This window comes from Paenisporosarcina sp. TG20, from assembly GCF_000286315.1.
Classification (GTDB): Bacteria; Bacillota; Bacilli; order Bacillales_A; family Planococcaceae; genus Paenisporosarcina.
In genome coordinates this window covers 1-14039 of record NZ_ALJG01000255.1, presented here as the reverse complement: position 1 = coordinate 14039, position 14039 = coordinate 1, and the positions used below count along the sequence as shown (strand labels likewise).

The following is a 14039-nucleotide window of genomic DNA, read 5'->3' as shown; positions in this document are numbered from 1 at the left end:
ATTCATAATCAACACGCTTGATAAAATCCAGTAAAAATAACAGCTGAAACTATAATTGAAATTAAGTAAACAACCAATCTTTTCTTATAACCCTTCTTTTTTGTGAAAAATGATAACGGAAGGTAGACAAAGATATAGAGAATAGGAACTATTACAACACCAATAATAAAAAAGTATTCTTCTTTTATTTCAAATGATATTGAATAACAATAACTAATTACCAAAAATACTAAAGAAATTACTATTGCGTATATTAACTTCCACATTTCCAATTACCTCTTCCCTCAAAAAAATATATTACGATAAGATTAGTAAATAAATCCAAAATAATCAACTATTTATTCCTTGGATAACAACAAATTAAAATAGATATTAATTTGTTACTTCCACTGCCTTGTCTAATGGTGCAAATAAGTTTTTCGGATCTGCTCCTGGAGTGGTAGAAGGATTGTAAGTATAAATTGTTCTAGACGCTAGAGAACCTGTTTTCCGATAAATTTCATATGCAGGAAAACCATCATGTTCTAAGTAAAGATATGATGTACCTGTTACGGTTCCAGAACTCTTATATAGTTTTACAGTGCCTACTGCATCAATAGCTGGAGCGACAGTTTCACAAGGATTGGAAGCTGAAAGATATATGTTAAAGCCTACAGAAGTAGATGACCACAAGTAATTTGCAAAAGAAGTATTCGCTAATGATGCTCTAGCTGTGCATTTTAATGCTCCGGTTGAATCGTCATATCTATGTGTTGTACCAACATTTTCATAGTATGTTGCTCTTCTTTCTGAAAAAAGAATATCTACCTCTTGCATTGTTCTATACTTAGGTGTCGTAGTTCGATTGTCTCCATAACTGTATCCAAAAGATCTATTATCTCCAGAATACGAATCAAATCCCCATGAACTTCCTAATGCTTCCAAAGTCGTTCTGCTAGTTTGTATAAATGTCATAAATCTAAATTTAGTTGAGTCCCCCCCATCCGAAATTGCCATTGGCTGGATACTACTTTCATTATCTATTAAGCTTGGATTAACACTGATAATATACGAGTATTGTTTGGCATCATCATCAATTGAAAAATCATTTTGTGTTTCTAAGTCGGGGTTATTATTCAAACTAACAAAAGATACTACACTATATGTAGACTCTTTTAAAGAATTAATATTAGTATCAACGAATGTAGAGTCAGTTGTCGTTTCTAATAGAACATCATCTTTATAAATGGAATACTTAGAAGCACCCTTTACTTTCTCCCATTCCAGATTAACTTGATTGGATGCAACAACCACTTTCTTAAATCCCTTTTTTTCCAGTTTTGAATAAGCAATAACATTAGTTCTATAAAGAATAGACTTTTCCTTAAATAAGCCATCTTTATATCCGCTTAGAAAAACGTTGTGAACATCAGAGCTCATTCCGGTTTTTATTTTAAATTTATTTTTCTTGCCCTTGTATAAAACGTTTCCATTTTCATCAGTTACTAAATAATAGTCAATCTCTTCTTTGTTTTCCCAGCTCACTTCCAATTCATTTTCTGTTTCAGACACTTCTATATTATTGAAATTTTTATATTTTGACGCAGCTATAGAACTTGTGGAAAATGATATAAAAACTAAACTTAATAACAAAAAGACTGTTAGAGTAAAAATTAACTTTTTCACTTGAAAACCCCTCTTTTTTTGTTTTTTATAGAATTCATTATTACTTCCAATTTCATAAAATCTATTCCGCCTTCTTGAAAAAGAGTAAAATAGATGTTCACTATTTTACCCGTAACTTATAAAGTAAATAAACTAGAATTTTAAAATTAATTTGGAACCCTCCATTGACAGTAATTTTTCTTTTATTTCTACCTTTTTATCTAGTTCCATTGTTGTTGTTTGTTTAGTACGTTTTGTTCCACACATTACAACTTCTTTTACTTTATCTTCGATTAATTTCTCAGTAAACGATGTTAGATTCATTTTATTCACCACCTTCCCAATATTCAGAAAATTTATGCAGGAATAATATACCATTATTAATGTTAAACTGTCAATTTGTTATTAGATATAATTATGGAGAATGGAACCAAGAAACCCGCAGAATTATAACAAACTATGAGAATTTAACATTTCTGGAGTTTTTCAATGCTGTGATTCAACACAGGTGGATTCCATAAATGGAATCTTTAATCCCTAAACGTCTTAGAAACGCATTCCATAGACTTTCACGATCAGAATCCACAAAAAATGCCTCGGTAAACACCGGATGATCCATTTTTTCACACCCCATTTTGAGATTCTACTTTATTCTAATAAAAACGTTCGTAAAAGTTATCTTTCAAAACAGGGGCGTTCATATAATTTCTTTATAGTTTTACAAACTAAATAAAGACAAAATATTAGTAAATTAAACCAGTTCGCAAAAGTGTATTTTTACGAACTGGCCTATATGGGATTTATTAATAGTAGTGAGTTAATTTCATAATTCGGAACCCTTGCGGCTCTAAGTACAAAATGACAAAAAAATAGAGCACTCCCCAAATCCTTTCAAGCAGGACTTATGGATAAGGGATATGATTATACAGCCATCTATCAGCAACTACGTAGCATGAATCTTCACGCAGTCAATTGCTTACAACCCACGCAACGAAGGCTAGATACTCGGTTTTGATGAACATTTTGCGCCCACTTGCGTGCAAGAACATTCGTATCGTTACGATAGTTATGACGCGAAATATGAATCCTTGAAATATTCTCGCCCCAAAGAATGTGCGACCTGTCCGTTAAAGGATGACTCACTGTGTCAAAAAGTTTATAAAACCAATAGGTCAGTAGACCTTCGTAAATATACTTCTATAGCTAGAGGCTCCTTAAAATTGGCCCTATACTATAAAGCAACGTTCAGCCAGTAGAGAGAGTCAATGCTTATTTACAATGCATCAAGACTAGCAATCGATCTGGTGGTAGCATAAATCAATAAAAAGTACATGAATGGTTAGAAGTGTTGAAATACCTCAAGAAAAGGATGAACCGAGTTATTTACAAATGCTTAGATATTATCAAGAAATTCAAAACGAAGTAGAGATTCTTCGCCCAGTTGTAGAAAAAGCTAATGATTTTTTAAAGTATTAAATACTCAACTTGGTTTAAGATTAATCCCCCATACGCCAATGGAGATACGAAGTAAAAAGAGATCTCAACATTCGAGATCCCTAACTTTATTTATTTAAGTAACCAAACACTTTTCCTTTTATCTGAGAAATCTCTATTGGCCCAAAGTCTATGCTGCTTGCACTTCTAAACCAGTCATCACTAAGAACGAAAACGGCTGTTTCAGGGACTTTTATTGATTCAATATTTACTTCGAAATCTGCTTCTTTAAGGGGGGAAGTTGTACTTGCTTTAAACCACTCTTCTTTGTTAATACCCAACCTTCTGCTTTCAGCATAAAAGGTTTCAAGCTTTTGGTTATTTATATAAACCTGACCATCTCTTATCTCGACCGTTTCCCCCGCTAATCCTACAACTCTTGCTAAGTAATTATCGGGGTTATACTTAGGTAGCCCATCATCTTCCGGGTACTTAAAGTAAATGATATCGCCTCGCTGAACTTCATTTGTTTTTTCAATAACAACTTGGTGGTCATTATTAAAGTCGTGGTTCCCCCGGTCCATATTTTCAATACCATACGTAATCACAAAGGAATCATTGCTTTCCACAACAAATTCAACTTCCTCTTTAGTATCATCGTCTTTAATTACTTCCTCTTCGGCTGCATTGTCTGTAGGTGTTGTTTGGCAGCCTGCTAATACAACGAGCAAGAAGAGAGAACTAACTAACAATAGTAATCGTTTTTTCATAACCATCCTCCTTATGAATATAATACCATTATTTTCTAATATAAAATCGTTGGAAATCCATTATTTTTTGAATTTTCTATGAACAAAATGGACAAAAAACTGCCGGGCTTTGGACCGGCAGGAAAAAGGAAATATTTAATTTTCAATTTCAGTAATTGTTCCGCCGTTTTCTCGAATTTCTTCAATATTGACGAAGTCATTTGCATTAATTGTGTCTATAAAATCTTTTACTTCAATAATTTCAAAGTAAACTTCTTCTTTTTCTTCAAATTCCAATACATATTTAGCAGGACGATTGAAGTTTTTGTCAATAGTAATCTTTTCTTTTCTCATTCCTTTGTCCATTCTCGTGCTTTTCTCATACTCTGATGGTTTTAACAAAGCCTTTTTTAATTGCCCATTATTTATATCTTTAATTATTTGTTCACTGGTACTTTCACTTAAAAATTCATGTGAAAGAACAGGGACATCTGAATGTTCTTTACTCGTTATCACCATCAAATCATTAGGCTCTTTCATAAATCTAAAAAACTCATCACCAGACCAAACCTCGAAGTTCCCTTTATCCGGACCGCTAATAACCTCTTTATAGAAGTTACCATTTTTATCTACATTTACTATAACAGTTTGTTTTTTGCTAAAACCTGGAACGGACTGGATAATCTTATAGCTATGACCTTCTACAGGATCGAAATTACCTGCATAACTACTGTTATTAGTAAAACCAATAACGAATACAGCAAGGGAGAAGAGAAGTAAAACTGATATTAATTTTTTCATTTTAATTTCCTCCTATTAAACTATTCAAGTAGTAACATTTGTTTTTGACAAGACAGGATAGAAACGTTTATACAAAACGCCACTTGGATAATACACAACGTATCCTATATGAAAATCAACACGATTATTTCCTTTACGCATTGGAACTTTCCGATTAATAGTAACCCAGTATGATGAATTTACTTCTCTTCTAAGATTTGAAGCCTGACTTATATCCTTAACCACTTGTTCACCTTGAGAATATACATATAATGTCATTAAACCCCATTGATCTCCGTTTGTATTGGCAGGTTTATTTTGAGTCAATTTAAACCAATCGGATTCTAAGTAGGTAGTTGGGTTTGCAGCATAGTTATGAGTTTGAAACTGAGCAGTAAAATGATTAGCATAATAAGCACTACAATCTTCACCTGGAGGACAATACCCTTGTGTTCCTATGATTGTGTGTGTGCCTGCATTACTTAGACGTTGATAACCTAAAACTGAAAAAACTAAAGAGAAAATTAAGGCGAAAATAAATGTCTTTCCAAATTTGTTCTTCATTATACAATCCTCCCAAACTTTTGAATTAGCGGTAATATATTTCCAATTTGATTATAGTATACCATTTCTATTAAATGCAACTATTATTTCGAAAAATTTAAATTATCACACTTCGATATTCTTTTTAATAATTAATACATATGCAAAGAATTGTTTTTATTATCTTTGATACAAAAGAATTTGAATTTAACCGACTATGAGATGAAAGACTATTTAGATATTTTAATCAAGTATAATTTGATTTTTAAGTCTTATATCGATTATGAATATATAGGTTATGTTTCCGAAATCGTTGAGCCTGATGGAGGGATTTAGGGGGAGATATTAAGCGGTTTTGTGAATTAAAAAGCATGGACTTAGAAGATATGGATAGCCAACACTAAATCAATCGACTTTATTAAAGGGCTAAGTTACTGTATGCAACTGGACTCAAATAGCTAAGTGTACTATGTGATCTTTTGTTATTGTACCAACTGACGTAATCAAATAGTTCAAGAGCGAGCTGTTTAAGGGTTGGGAAGTACCTCCCGTTGATGAACTCTGAATTTTAAACTTGGCTTCTACTACCGCATTGAAGGGTTACCCTTTTGACTTAATGACCTTTCAACTTTGTGTGTTTGTAATAACTCATCGATTGTTTTTAAACTCTGAACCTCGGTCGGTATGAAAGACTTTTACGTTCCCCAGATCTCGTTTAACCGATGCGAATGCGCGTTGAACTATGGCTGAGTCTTTGCGCTCTCCTACGCGTACCAACAATTTCACGGTTATATAAATCAATTAAGAAACAAATGTAATTCCAGCTTTTACCTACTTTCACATATGTAAGATTGTTCACGAGGACCGAAACTTCTTCGTCCACTTTGAATTCACGATTGAGCACATTGCGATAGGACTCATCGTTTGGCGCAGAAATCATCGGTTTATATGAAGGTTGCGCTTATTTTGAATGGATGTCTATAAGCTTATTCAACCTCTCGGATTTCCTGTTTGGGGTACCGTCAGGAAAATGCGGATTTACAACGTTAAGCACTTTTTCAAGACGATTCCCCTGTTTTTTACAACGCTAAGAAAGGTTTAATGATCTTAAAGAATCTACCGAAACAACCTTCTCCGAATTAAAATGGTATTCTCCCAGTAAGTTAATATGCTCCCATCCTAAAGGGGATGTATGATGCAGCAAGTCTTCATTAAAATCACCTACACTTTTTTGATGTGCCACAGCTTTTGTCAGATGTAAAGTATTCCAAACACTTATAGCATTAATAAGTATGTTTAAGGCACTGGTTCTTTGTAACTGATGTTGTAAGGTTCGTTCCCGAAGTTCTCCTTGTTTTCCAAAGAAAATAGCTCTTGCGAGACCATTCATCGCTTCTCCTTTATTTAAACCTTTTTGAATTTTTCTTCTTAAAGATTCACTAGAAAGGTAATTAAGAATGAAAATTGTTTTTTCTATTCTTCCCATCTCACGTAAAGCTGTGGCTAAACTATTTTGTCTAGAATAGGAGCCTAATTTCCCCATAATAAGTGAGGCTGAAACAGTTCCTTCTCTTATGGAATGTGCTAACCGCAGAACATCCTCATAATTTTCTTTAATCACTTTTTTATTTATTTGACCACGTAAAATAGACTCTAATTTTGGATATTCGCTTGCTTTGTCTACTGTAAAAAGCTTTGAATCTGATAAATCCCTTATTCTTGGAGCGAACTTAAAGCCTAATAGATGGGTCAATCCAAAAATTTGATCTGTATAACCAGCTGTGTCTGTAAAATGTTCTTCTATGTTTAAATCAGTCTCATGATGTAATAAGCCATCTAGAACATGAATTGCGTCTCTTGAATTAGTGTGAATGATTTTTGTGTAGTAAGAAGAGTATTGATCACTCGTAAATCGATAGATGGTAGTTCCTTTTCCTGTTCCGTAATGAGGGTTTGCATCAGCATGTAATGATGCAACGCCTAGCTGCATTCTCATTCCATCCGACGAAGAGGTCGTACCGTCTCCCCAATAGGAAGACAATTCTAACTTATGATGAAAATTCACTAATACAGCTTGGGCTTTATTCATCGCATCTTCATGCATTCGCCATTGAGCTACATTAGCCAATTGCTTATATGTAAGGCCGGGAGTGGCTTCGGCCATCTTGCTTAACCCAATATTCATGCCCATTCCTAGAAGGGCTGCCATGATAATGATGCCTTCTTCTTTATCAGGTTTTCGATTATTGGAAGCATGAGTAAATTGTTCATGAAATCCTGTTATCTGAGCAACATCCATGAGCAAATCCGTTAATTTTATCCTCGGTAGCATCTGATAAAGACTTGCGCTAAATTTTTTTGCTTCCTCTGGAACATCTTTCTCTAACCGTGAAATTGAAAGTTTCCCTTCTTTAAGTGAAACTCCATCTAGCTTATCCCAATTGACAGATAGCCATTTTAGACGTTCATGAAGACTTTTGGTTCTCTCAATCATATACTCTTCGAATGATAAACTAACTGATAACCTCGTACTCTCTTTGGACTGGTTCCAATTATCTTCTGAAAATAAATATTCCTCAAAGTCTCTATATTGTCTACTACCCACAATAGATATATCTCCAGCTCGAACATGCTCTCTTAATTCTGTCAATACAGCCATTTCGTAATAGTGACGATTGATTGTAGTACCATCATCCTCATATAAGTGCTTTTTCCAACGATTTGAAACAAAATCGATAGGTGCCTCAACAGGCACTCTTCGCTTTCCAGAATCGTTCATTTCTCGTATAATCCCGACAGCCTGCAAAAGTGATTCATTTGACTTGGTAGAATGAAACTCCAGAACTCTCAATAGTGTCGGTGTATATTTCCGAAGGGAATAAAAGCGCTTTTTCAATAAGTCTAAATAATCATAGTCGACAGGACGTGCTAGTTCCTGAGCTTCTTCTACGGAAGATACAAAGGAATTCCATTCAATAACGGATTCTAAAACCTCAAAGACATCTAACCCTTCCCTTTTCGGATTCGGAAACTTCGAATTCCAACATTTCTGCATTGGCCCGATCCATTGATACAAGTTCTAACGAGTGAATACGCTTTGGTACAGGGGGACCGTTTAGTCCTAATAGCTTTGCAACTAAAGGAATAGTAGATCCTTGCAATAAGGTTGAACTCAAAACAATAAAGAATACGATATTGAAATATAATGTACTGTTATCAATTCCAGCAATCATAGGAAATGTAGCAAGAACGATTGGAACCGCACCGCGAAGTCCAGCCCATGACATAAACAATTTCTCCTTCACAGTATACGGAAAGAAAATAGTGGAGACAAATACCGCAACCGGTCTAGCAATCACAATTAAAACAAAGGAAAGAATAAGTCCTTTCCAGATAAGATCCCATTGGGCAAGGTCACTTGGAAATACCAATAGTCCTAAAATCACGAACATGGTAATTTGCATTAACCAAGCAAACCCTTCGTGAAAACTTAAAATTGAATGACTTTGTGTTAATTCTCGGTTTCCAATAACCAAAGCTGCTATATACACCGCTAGTAAACCGCTTCCACCTAACACTGCAGTTAAACTATAAATAAAAATTGCAAATCCCACTGACAACACAGCATAAAGTCCACTGGCATCTAATTTAATCTTATTTATCGTTTTAGATGCGATATAGCCAAGGCCAAATCCGAAGACTAATCCCAGTCCCATTTGCATAATAAACATACCGACAATAGACCATACGGATAAGTCAGGCATCAGAATCCACTCAATAAAGATAATGGTTAAAAACATTGCCATTGGATCATTCGTTCCTGATTCAGCTTCTAATGTTGAAGTAAGTTTTTGCTTTATATTTTTACCGGATAATACAGAAAAAACAGCTGCTGCATCGGTCGAACCTACAATAGATCCTAGAAGAAAAGCTTCTACCCACCCAATACCCAATACATAGCGAGCTGCAATCGCAACAATAGATGTCGTTAACACAACCCCAAGTGTTGCAAGCACGATTGACCCTTTAAGTACTGGACGTACGTGTTTCCATTGGGTTTGAAGACCACCTTCAAATAGTATTAAAATAAGTGCAACAATACCGACTAATTGTGCAATTTTTTCATTAGAAAAATAGATTAGTCCTGTAATATCACTACCTAAAAACATACCTAAAAACATGAACAAAATTAGAGCCGGTATACCTGCTCTAGCAGAAAACTTCGTCATTATAGCTCCACATAGAAGAAAAATTCCTACAAGTAATATATTAAAGTCTGTTGAAATATTTTCCATTAGATTCTCCTGTCTGTAGCTAAAGTTGTTTCTTAAGTTTAAATGCAATTACTATTACATACACGTAAAAACCCTCGAATTTTAAAATTCGAGGGTTAATTTATTCGCCTTCTCCAACGATTTTCACTTCAAGTTCCAAAGAGACATCAAATTTTTCTTGAACTGTTTTACGAACCATTTCAATCGTTTGAATATAGTCTGTAGCCGTAGCATTATTTTTATTTACAATAAATCCAGCATGCTTCATTGATACTTCAGCACCACCAAATCCCTTACCTTGTAAATCACAATCTTGAATTAACTTTCCTGCAAAATAACCAGGGGGACGTTTAAAAACACTACCTGCAGATGGATATTCTAAAGGTTGCTTGGATTCGCGTAAATATGTTAAATCTGCTACCTTTGCATCAATTGTTAATTGATTTCCACATTCTAAGTCGAACTCAGCTGACAACACGTAATATCCTTTTTTAGCAATAACACTATTACGATATTCTAACTCAAGCTCTTCTTTCGATAACACTAACTTCACACCTTCTTCAGTTAATACTGTCGTTTGGAAAATGACGTCCTTTATCTCGCCACCGTATGCTCCAGCATTCATAACCATCGCACCACCAACAGAACCGGGAATTCCACAGGCAAATTCTAGTCCCGTTAACGTCTCCTTTGCTGCAGCTTTAGAGACATCGATAATATCTGCACCACTTTGTGCGTAAATACGAGTTCCATTAATTTCAATTAAATTCAACTTTGATAAATTTAAAACAATACCACGTACACCACCATCTCGCACTACCATATTAGAACCATTACCGAGTAATAATAATGGGATTTTTCTTTGATAAGCATACGAAACAACAAAAATTGTTTCTTCTTGTGTGGTCGGGGTTACAAATAAATCAGCCCTCCCACCCATTTTCGTCATCGTATGCAAGTTAAGAGGTTCATCTATTTTGACACAATCTTTTTGAAGTTTTGTTGTTAACTCATTAAGCCAACGCTCTTTAGTCATGAAAAGCCAAATCCTTTCGTTTAACTCATTTCATTACATAGTATGCGTATTGAAGACGTATTTGACAAGTGAATTATCAAGATAACTATACGTACCATACTAATTGTTACAATTTATAACTTTTCTACATTTAATTTTTGCAGGCAGTTCTGCCTGTAATTTTATAATATCCTCTATTATGACACCCATATCTCAAAATGTTGTTTATTTACTTTTATTATAAACCAGATAATAAGATAAGTAATTCTGGTATTAGCCACACTAACAATTTACTGTAAAACTTAATAAATATTACAACCGAAGAGGATTAAAGATTAATAGAATGGGAATAGAATGAAAAGAACGAGAATAAAGTAAATTGACACAAAAAATATATCCTAATTTGAAGATAATTTAATTCATATATATTGACCTCAAGATAAATGTCGCATATAGTGTTTTATAGAACTAAAAACCAATTTGGAGGAATTTAAAATGAAAAAATGGAACATAGACGCTTCTCACTCAAGCATTGGATTTCAAGTAAAACATATGATGGTTTCTAAAGTACGTGGAAATTTCGGTGATTTTGGTGCTGAAGTTGAAGCAAACGAAACTGATTTAACTGGTGCAAATATTGCTTTTAACATTAAAGTGGCTAGCATTAATACTGGGAGCGAAGATCGTGATAATCACCTTCGTTCAGCTGATTTCTTTGACATTGAAAATTATCCAGAAATTAAATTTGTTGCAAATGACATTACTAAAAAAGGCGATGAATATGAAATCGCAGGTAATTTAACAATTAAAGATGTAACTAAACCTGTTGTATTTGAAGCTGTATATGAAGGCAGCGGCAAAAACCCATGGGGCCAGGAAGTGGTTGGCTTTACATCAGAAGCCAAAATTAATCGTAAAGAATTTGGCTTAACTTGGAACCAGGCTCTTGAAACAGGTGGAGTTTTAGTTGGTGAAGATATTAAAATTACACTTGATATTCAAGCTAATCCAGCATAAAAATAGTTAATTAAAAAAGGGTAAACTGATCAGCATAACTCCTTTGACGTCAGAACATCTATAGAATTTTATACTATGAAATCGAAAAGGAACTTCTCTCATAAGAGGAGTTCCTTTTTTGATGTACATATAGTTTAGGGAGAAAACGATTAAAACAGGCTGAATCAAATTACAGTAAAAACCCGTGAATTTCCTAGTTTTGAATATTTAATTTTAAAGTTGAGTCAATTTCATAACGCCTCAATTCGATAATAATCCTTTTATTTTAAACAGGTATCGTTTGATTGTAGCGCAAGGCGGCGACTCCAGTATAACAGCACGAGCTGAAAGCCCCGCAGGAAAGATGCTGGCCAAAAGCCAGTATCTTTGCGACAAGTAACCGCAGGGTCACAATGGAACGAAGGCTAAGAACGCCACGTCGCGAGTCAACGTCTTCGCGGGCCAACATCCTGTTGACCCGTGGAAATTGAAACCATGCCCCACGAGAAGCGTCTGCATGGAGCAGAAATCAACTTTGTTCGGATTTTATTGATAGATTTTTTATTATGAAATTGATTCAGTTATCTGATTTTAAACATGTTTTCTTGTACATTGTTGAAATAGCGCGTAATATTGTTCGTTGAATTATAATTAATAAGAAAAAGTTTCATATACCTATTTTATGAAGGGACGATTAATTGTTTGACTAAAAAAACTTCTTCGAAACAGTTCATCCAACTGATTCGCACATTAAAATGGCCTATAGGTATTACAGTCTTTGCCGTCCTTTTAGCTTTAGCCGAGACGATTACCGGTTTAATTATTCCACTGGTTACAAAAGATTTAGTTGATTCTTTAACAACTACGAATTTTGATTGGCGTTTAATCACCTTATTGCTAATTGTCTTCGTATTTCAAGCAATCGCAGGCGGTATATCCTATTATCTATTATCTTTTATAGGCGAAACGATTGTTGCCGACTTACGGTCGAAGCTATGGCGTAAAGTTTTGCGCTTACCGGTTCCGTACTATGATTCGCAAGAAACCGGTGAAACAATGAGCCGGATTACTCAAGATACCTCGATATTAAAGCAACTGATAACAGGTCATTTGGTTACGTTTGTATCGGGGATTATTTCAGTTATTGGATCAGTCATCATATTGTTCTTTATTGATTGGAAAATGACATTAATTTTGCTCGTGAGTGTACCACTTGCCATGGCGGTTATCATACCTTTAGGTCGAAAAATGCATAAAGTAGCAAAAGGTACACAAGAAGAAATGGCTCAATTCTCTGGTTTACTAGGTCGAGTTTTGTCAGATATTCGTTTGGTCAAAGCGTACCGTGCAGAAGAAACGGAAAGTGTCAAAGGTGATCAAGCGATCGGGAAATTGTTTCAATTCGGTTTGAAAGAAGCACGCATTCAATCCATTATTTCACCTATCATGACGTTAATTATGATGGGGATTCTTGTTGTGATTTTAGGTTATGGTGGCATGCAAGTTTCAAATGGACAATTGTCTCCTGGTTCCCTCGTCGCCATTATTTTTTACTTGTTTCAAATAGTTGTGCCATTTGCTCAAATGGCTTCATTCTTCACAGCTTATCAAAAAGCAGTCGGTGCAACGGAACGAATTCAAGGCATGTTGGAGCTAGACCATGAATCAATTACCGGATCTCCAGTGATTAATAAAGAATCCCTTCGATTTGAACAGGTTTACTTTTCTTATTCAGAAGACAAGAAAATACTAACAGATGTAACATTTGAAGCAACACCTGGGACAGTAACGGCATTTGTTGGTCCCAGTGGAGGCGGAAAAACAACGATTTTCTCTTTGTTAGAACGTTTTTATGAACCAGAGAGTGGAACAATTTATATTGGAAATACAGACATAACTAATTTACCTTTAGGGGATTGGCGTGGACGAATCGGTTATGTATCTCAAGAAAGTCCGTTAATGAGTGGTTCTATTTTAGACAATCTCGCATACGGTTTTAAACAAAATCCACCATTCGAAATAATTAAAGAAGCAGCCATTGCAGCTAATGCTTGGGAGTTTATAGAGAATCTTCCCCAAGGCTTCGAGACACTAGTTGGGGAGCGCGGCATGAAATTATCAGGTGGTCAACGTCAGCGAATAGCTATAGCTCGTGCATTATTATACAATCCACAAATCTTATTACTTGATGAAGCAACATCAAATTTAGATAGTGGTTCAGAGATTTTAGTTCAAGACGCTTTGCAATTGCTCATGAAAGGTAGAACAACTTTAGTCATTGCACACCGTTTGGCTACAGTTCTACATGCAGATCAAATACTAGTATTAGAAGGTGGACAAATTACCGGTTCAGGAACACATAGTGAGCTGTTTGATTCTCATAAGTTGTACAAAGAGTTTGCTTTAGGACAAGGGTTAACTTAAAGGAGTTACTCAGTACGATTAACTCCTTTTTAAGTTGACAAATTGTGTAGAAAGTTTATACTTTTCATCCACTTAGAACTTTACGCTCACTCAGATTAGATTTCCGCTCACTCAGAACTGGTTTTCGCTCACTCAGAACTACTTTCCGCTCACTCAGTCCTGAATCCGTGATGATTTAAT

General features: G+C 34.9%; 10 protein-coding genes and 2 pseudogenes. 3 read left to right on the top strand and 9 right to left on the bottom strand.

Annotation, left to right across the window (positions count from 1 at the left end; genetic code table 11):
* Positions 1–372: 372 nt before the first annotated feature.
* Entirely contained in the window at positions 373–1665 is a 1293-nt protein-coding gene (locus B371_RS22400; protein WP_019413590.1) for a DUF3238 domain-containing protein, read from the bottom strand.
* A 132-nt stretch (positions 1666–1797) separates the two neighbouring features.
* Entirely contained in the window at positions 1798–1968 is a 171-nt protein-coding gene (locus B371_RS23420; RefSeq protein ID WP_019413589.1) for a hypothetical protein, read from the bottom strand.
* Positions 1969–2548: 580 nt separating this feature from the next.
* Between B371_RS23420 and B371_RS23980 the strand changes: the two are divergent.
* Positions 2549–2923 (top strand): annotated as a pseudogene (locus B371_RS23980) (IS5/IS1182 family transposase); the annotation flags it as partial.
* Between the two features lie 283 nt (positions 2924–3206).
* Here the strand turns inward: B371_RS23980 and lepB are convergent.
* The 7 genes and pseudogenes from lepB to murB all read right to left on the bottom strand — a co-directional run bounded on the left by lepB (position 3207) and on the right by murB (position 10460).
* Complete coding sequence (lepB, locus tag B371_RS21450) at positions 3207–3848, bottom strand: signal peptidase I (protein WP_019413587.1); 642 nt, start codon at positions 3846–3848, stop codon at positions 3207–3209.
* A 135-nt stretch (positions 3849–3983) separates the two neighbouring features.
* Positions 3984–4628, bottom strand: coding sequence for a hypothetical protein (locus tag B371_RS0106970; RefSeq protein WP_019413586.1), 645 nt, complete (start codon positions 4626–4628; stop codon positions 3984–3986).
* A 24-nt stretch (positions 4629–4652) separates the two neighbouring features.
* The gene (locus B371_RS0106965) at positions 4653–5171 is read right to left on the bottom strand and encodes a hypothetical protein (RefSeq protein ID WP_019413585.1); all 519 of its coding nucleotides are present in this window, start codon (positions 5169–5171) and stop codon (positions 4653–4655) included.
* Between the two features lie 397 nt (positions 5172–5568).
* The gene (locus B371_RS24455; RefSeq protein ID WP_083844953.1) at positions 5569–5706 is read right to left on the bottom strand and encodes an IS3 family transposase; all 138 of its coding nucleotides are present in this window, start codon (positions 5704–5706) and stop codon (positions 5569–5571) included.
* Between the two features lie 531 nt (positions 5707–6237).
* Positions 6238–8169: pseudogene (locus tag B371_RS21445) on the bottom strand (Tn3 family transposase); the annotation flags it as partial.
* Positions 8144–9445 (bottom strand): potassium/proton antiporter, encoded by a 1302-nt coding sequence (locus tag B371_RS0106955; protein ID WP_019413583.1) that lies wholly within the window; start codon positions 9443–9445, stop codon positions 8144–8146. The gene B371_RS0106955 and the pseudogene B371_RS21445, both read right to left, overlap by 26 nt.
* Positions 9446–9545: 100 nt before the next feature.
* On the bottom strand, positions 9546–10460 hold the full coding sequence (murB, locus tag B371_RS0106950) for a UDP-N-acetylmuramate dehydrogenase (RefSeq protein ID WP_019413582.1): 915 nt from the start codon (positions 10458–10460) through the stop codon (positions 9546–9548).
* A 474-nt stretch (positions 10461–10934) separates the two neighbouring features.
* Here murB and B371_RS0106945 point away from each other — a divergent pair, with 474 nt between their 5' ends.
* Positions 10935–11456, top strand: a complete 522-nt coding sequence (locus B371_RS0106945; protein WP_019413581.1) for a YceI family protein — start codon at positions 10935–10937, stop codon at positions 11454–11456.
* Positions 11457–12137: 681 nt separating this feature from the next.
* Positions 12138–13859 carry an ABC transporter ATP-binding protein gene (locus B371_RS0106940; RefSeq protein ID WP_019413580.1) on the top strand — a complete coding sequence of 574 codons (1722 nt, stop codon included), beginning with the start codon at positions 12138–12140 and terminating at the stop codon, positions 13857–13859.
* The last annotated feature ends 180 nt before the right edge of the window (positions 13860–14039 follow it).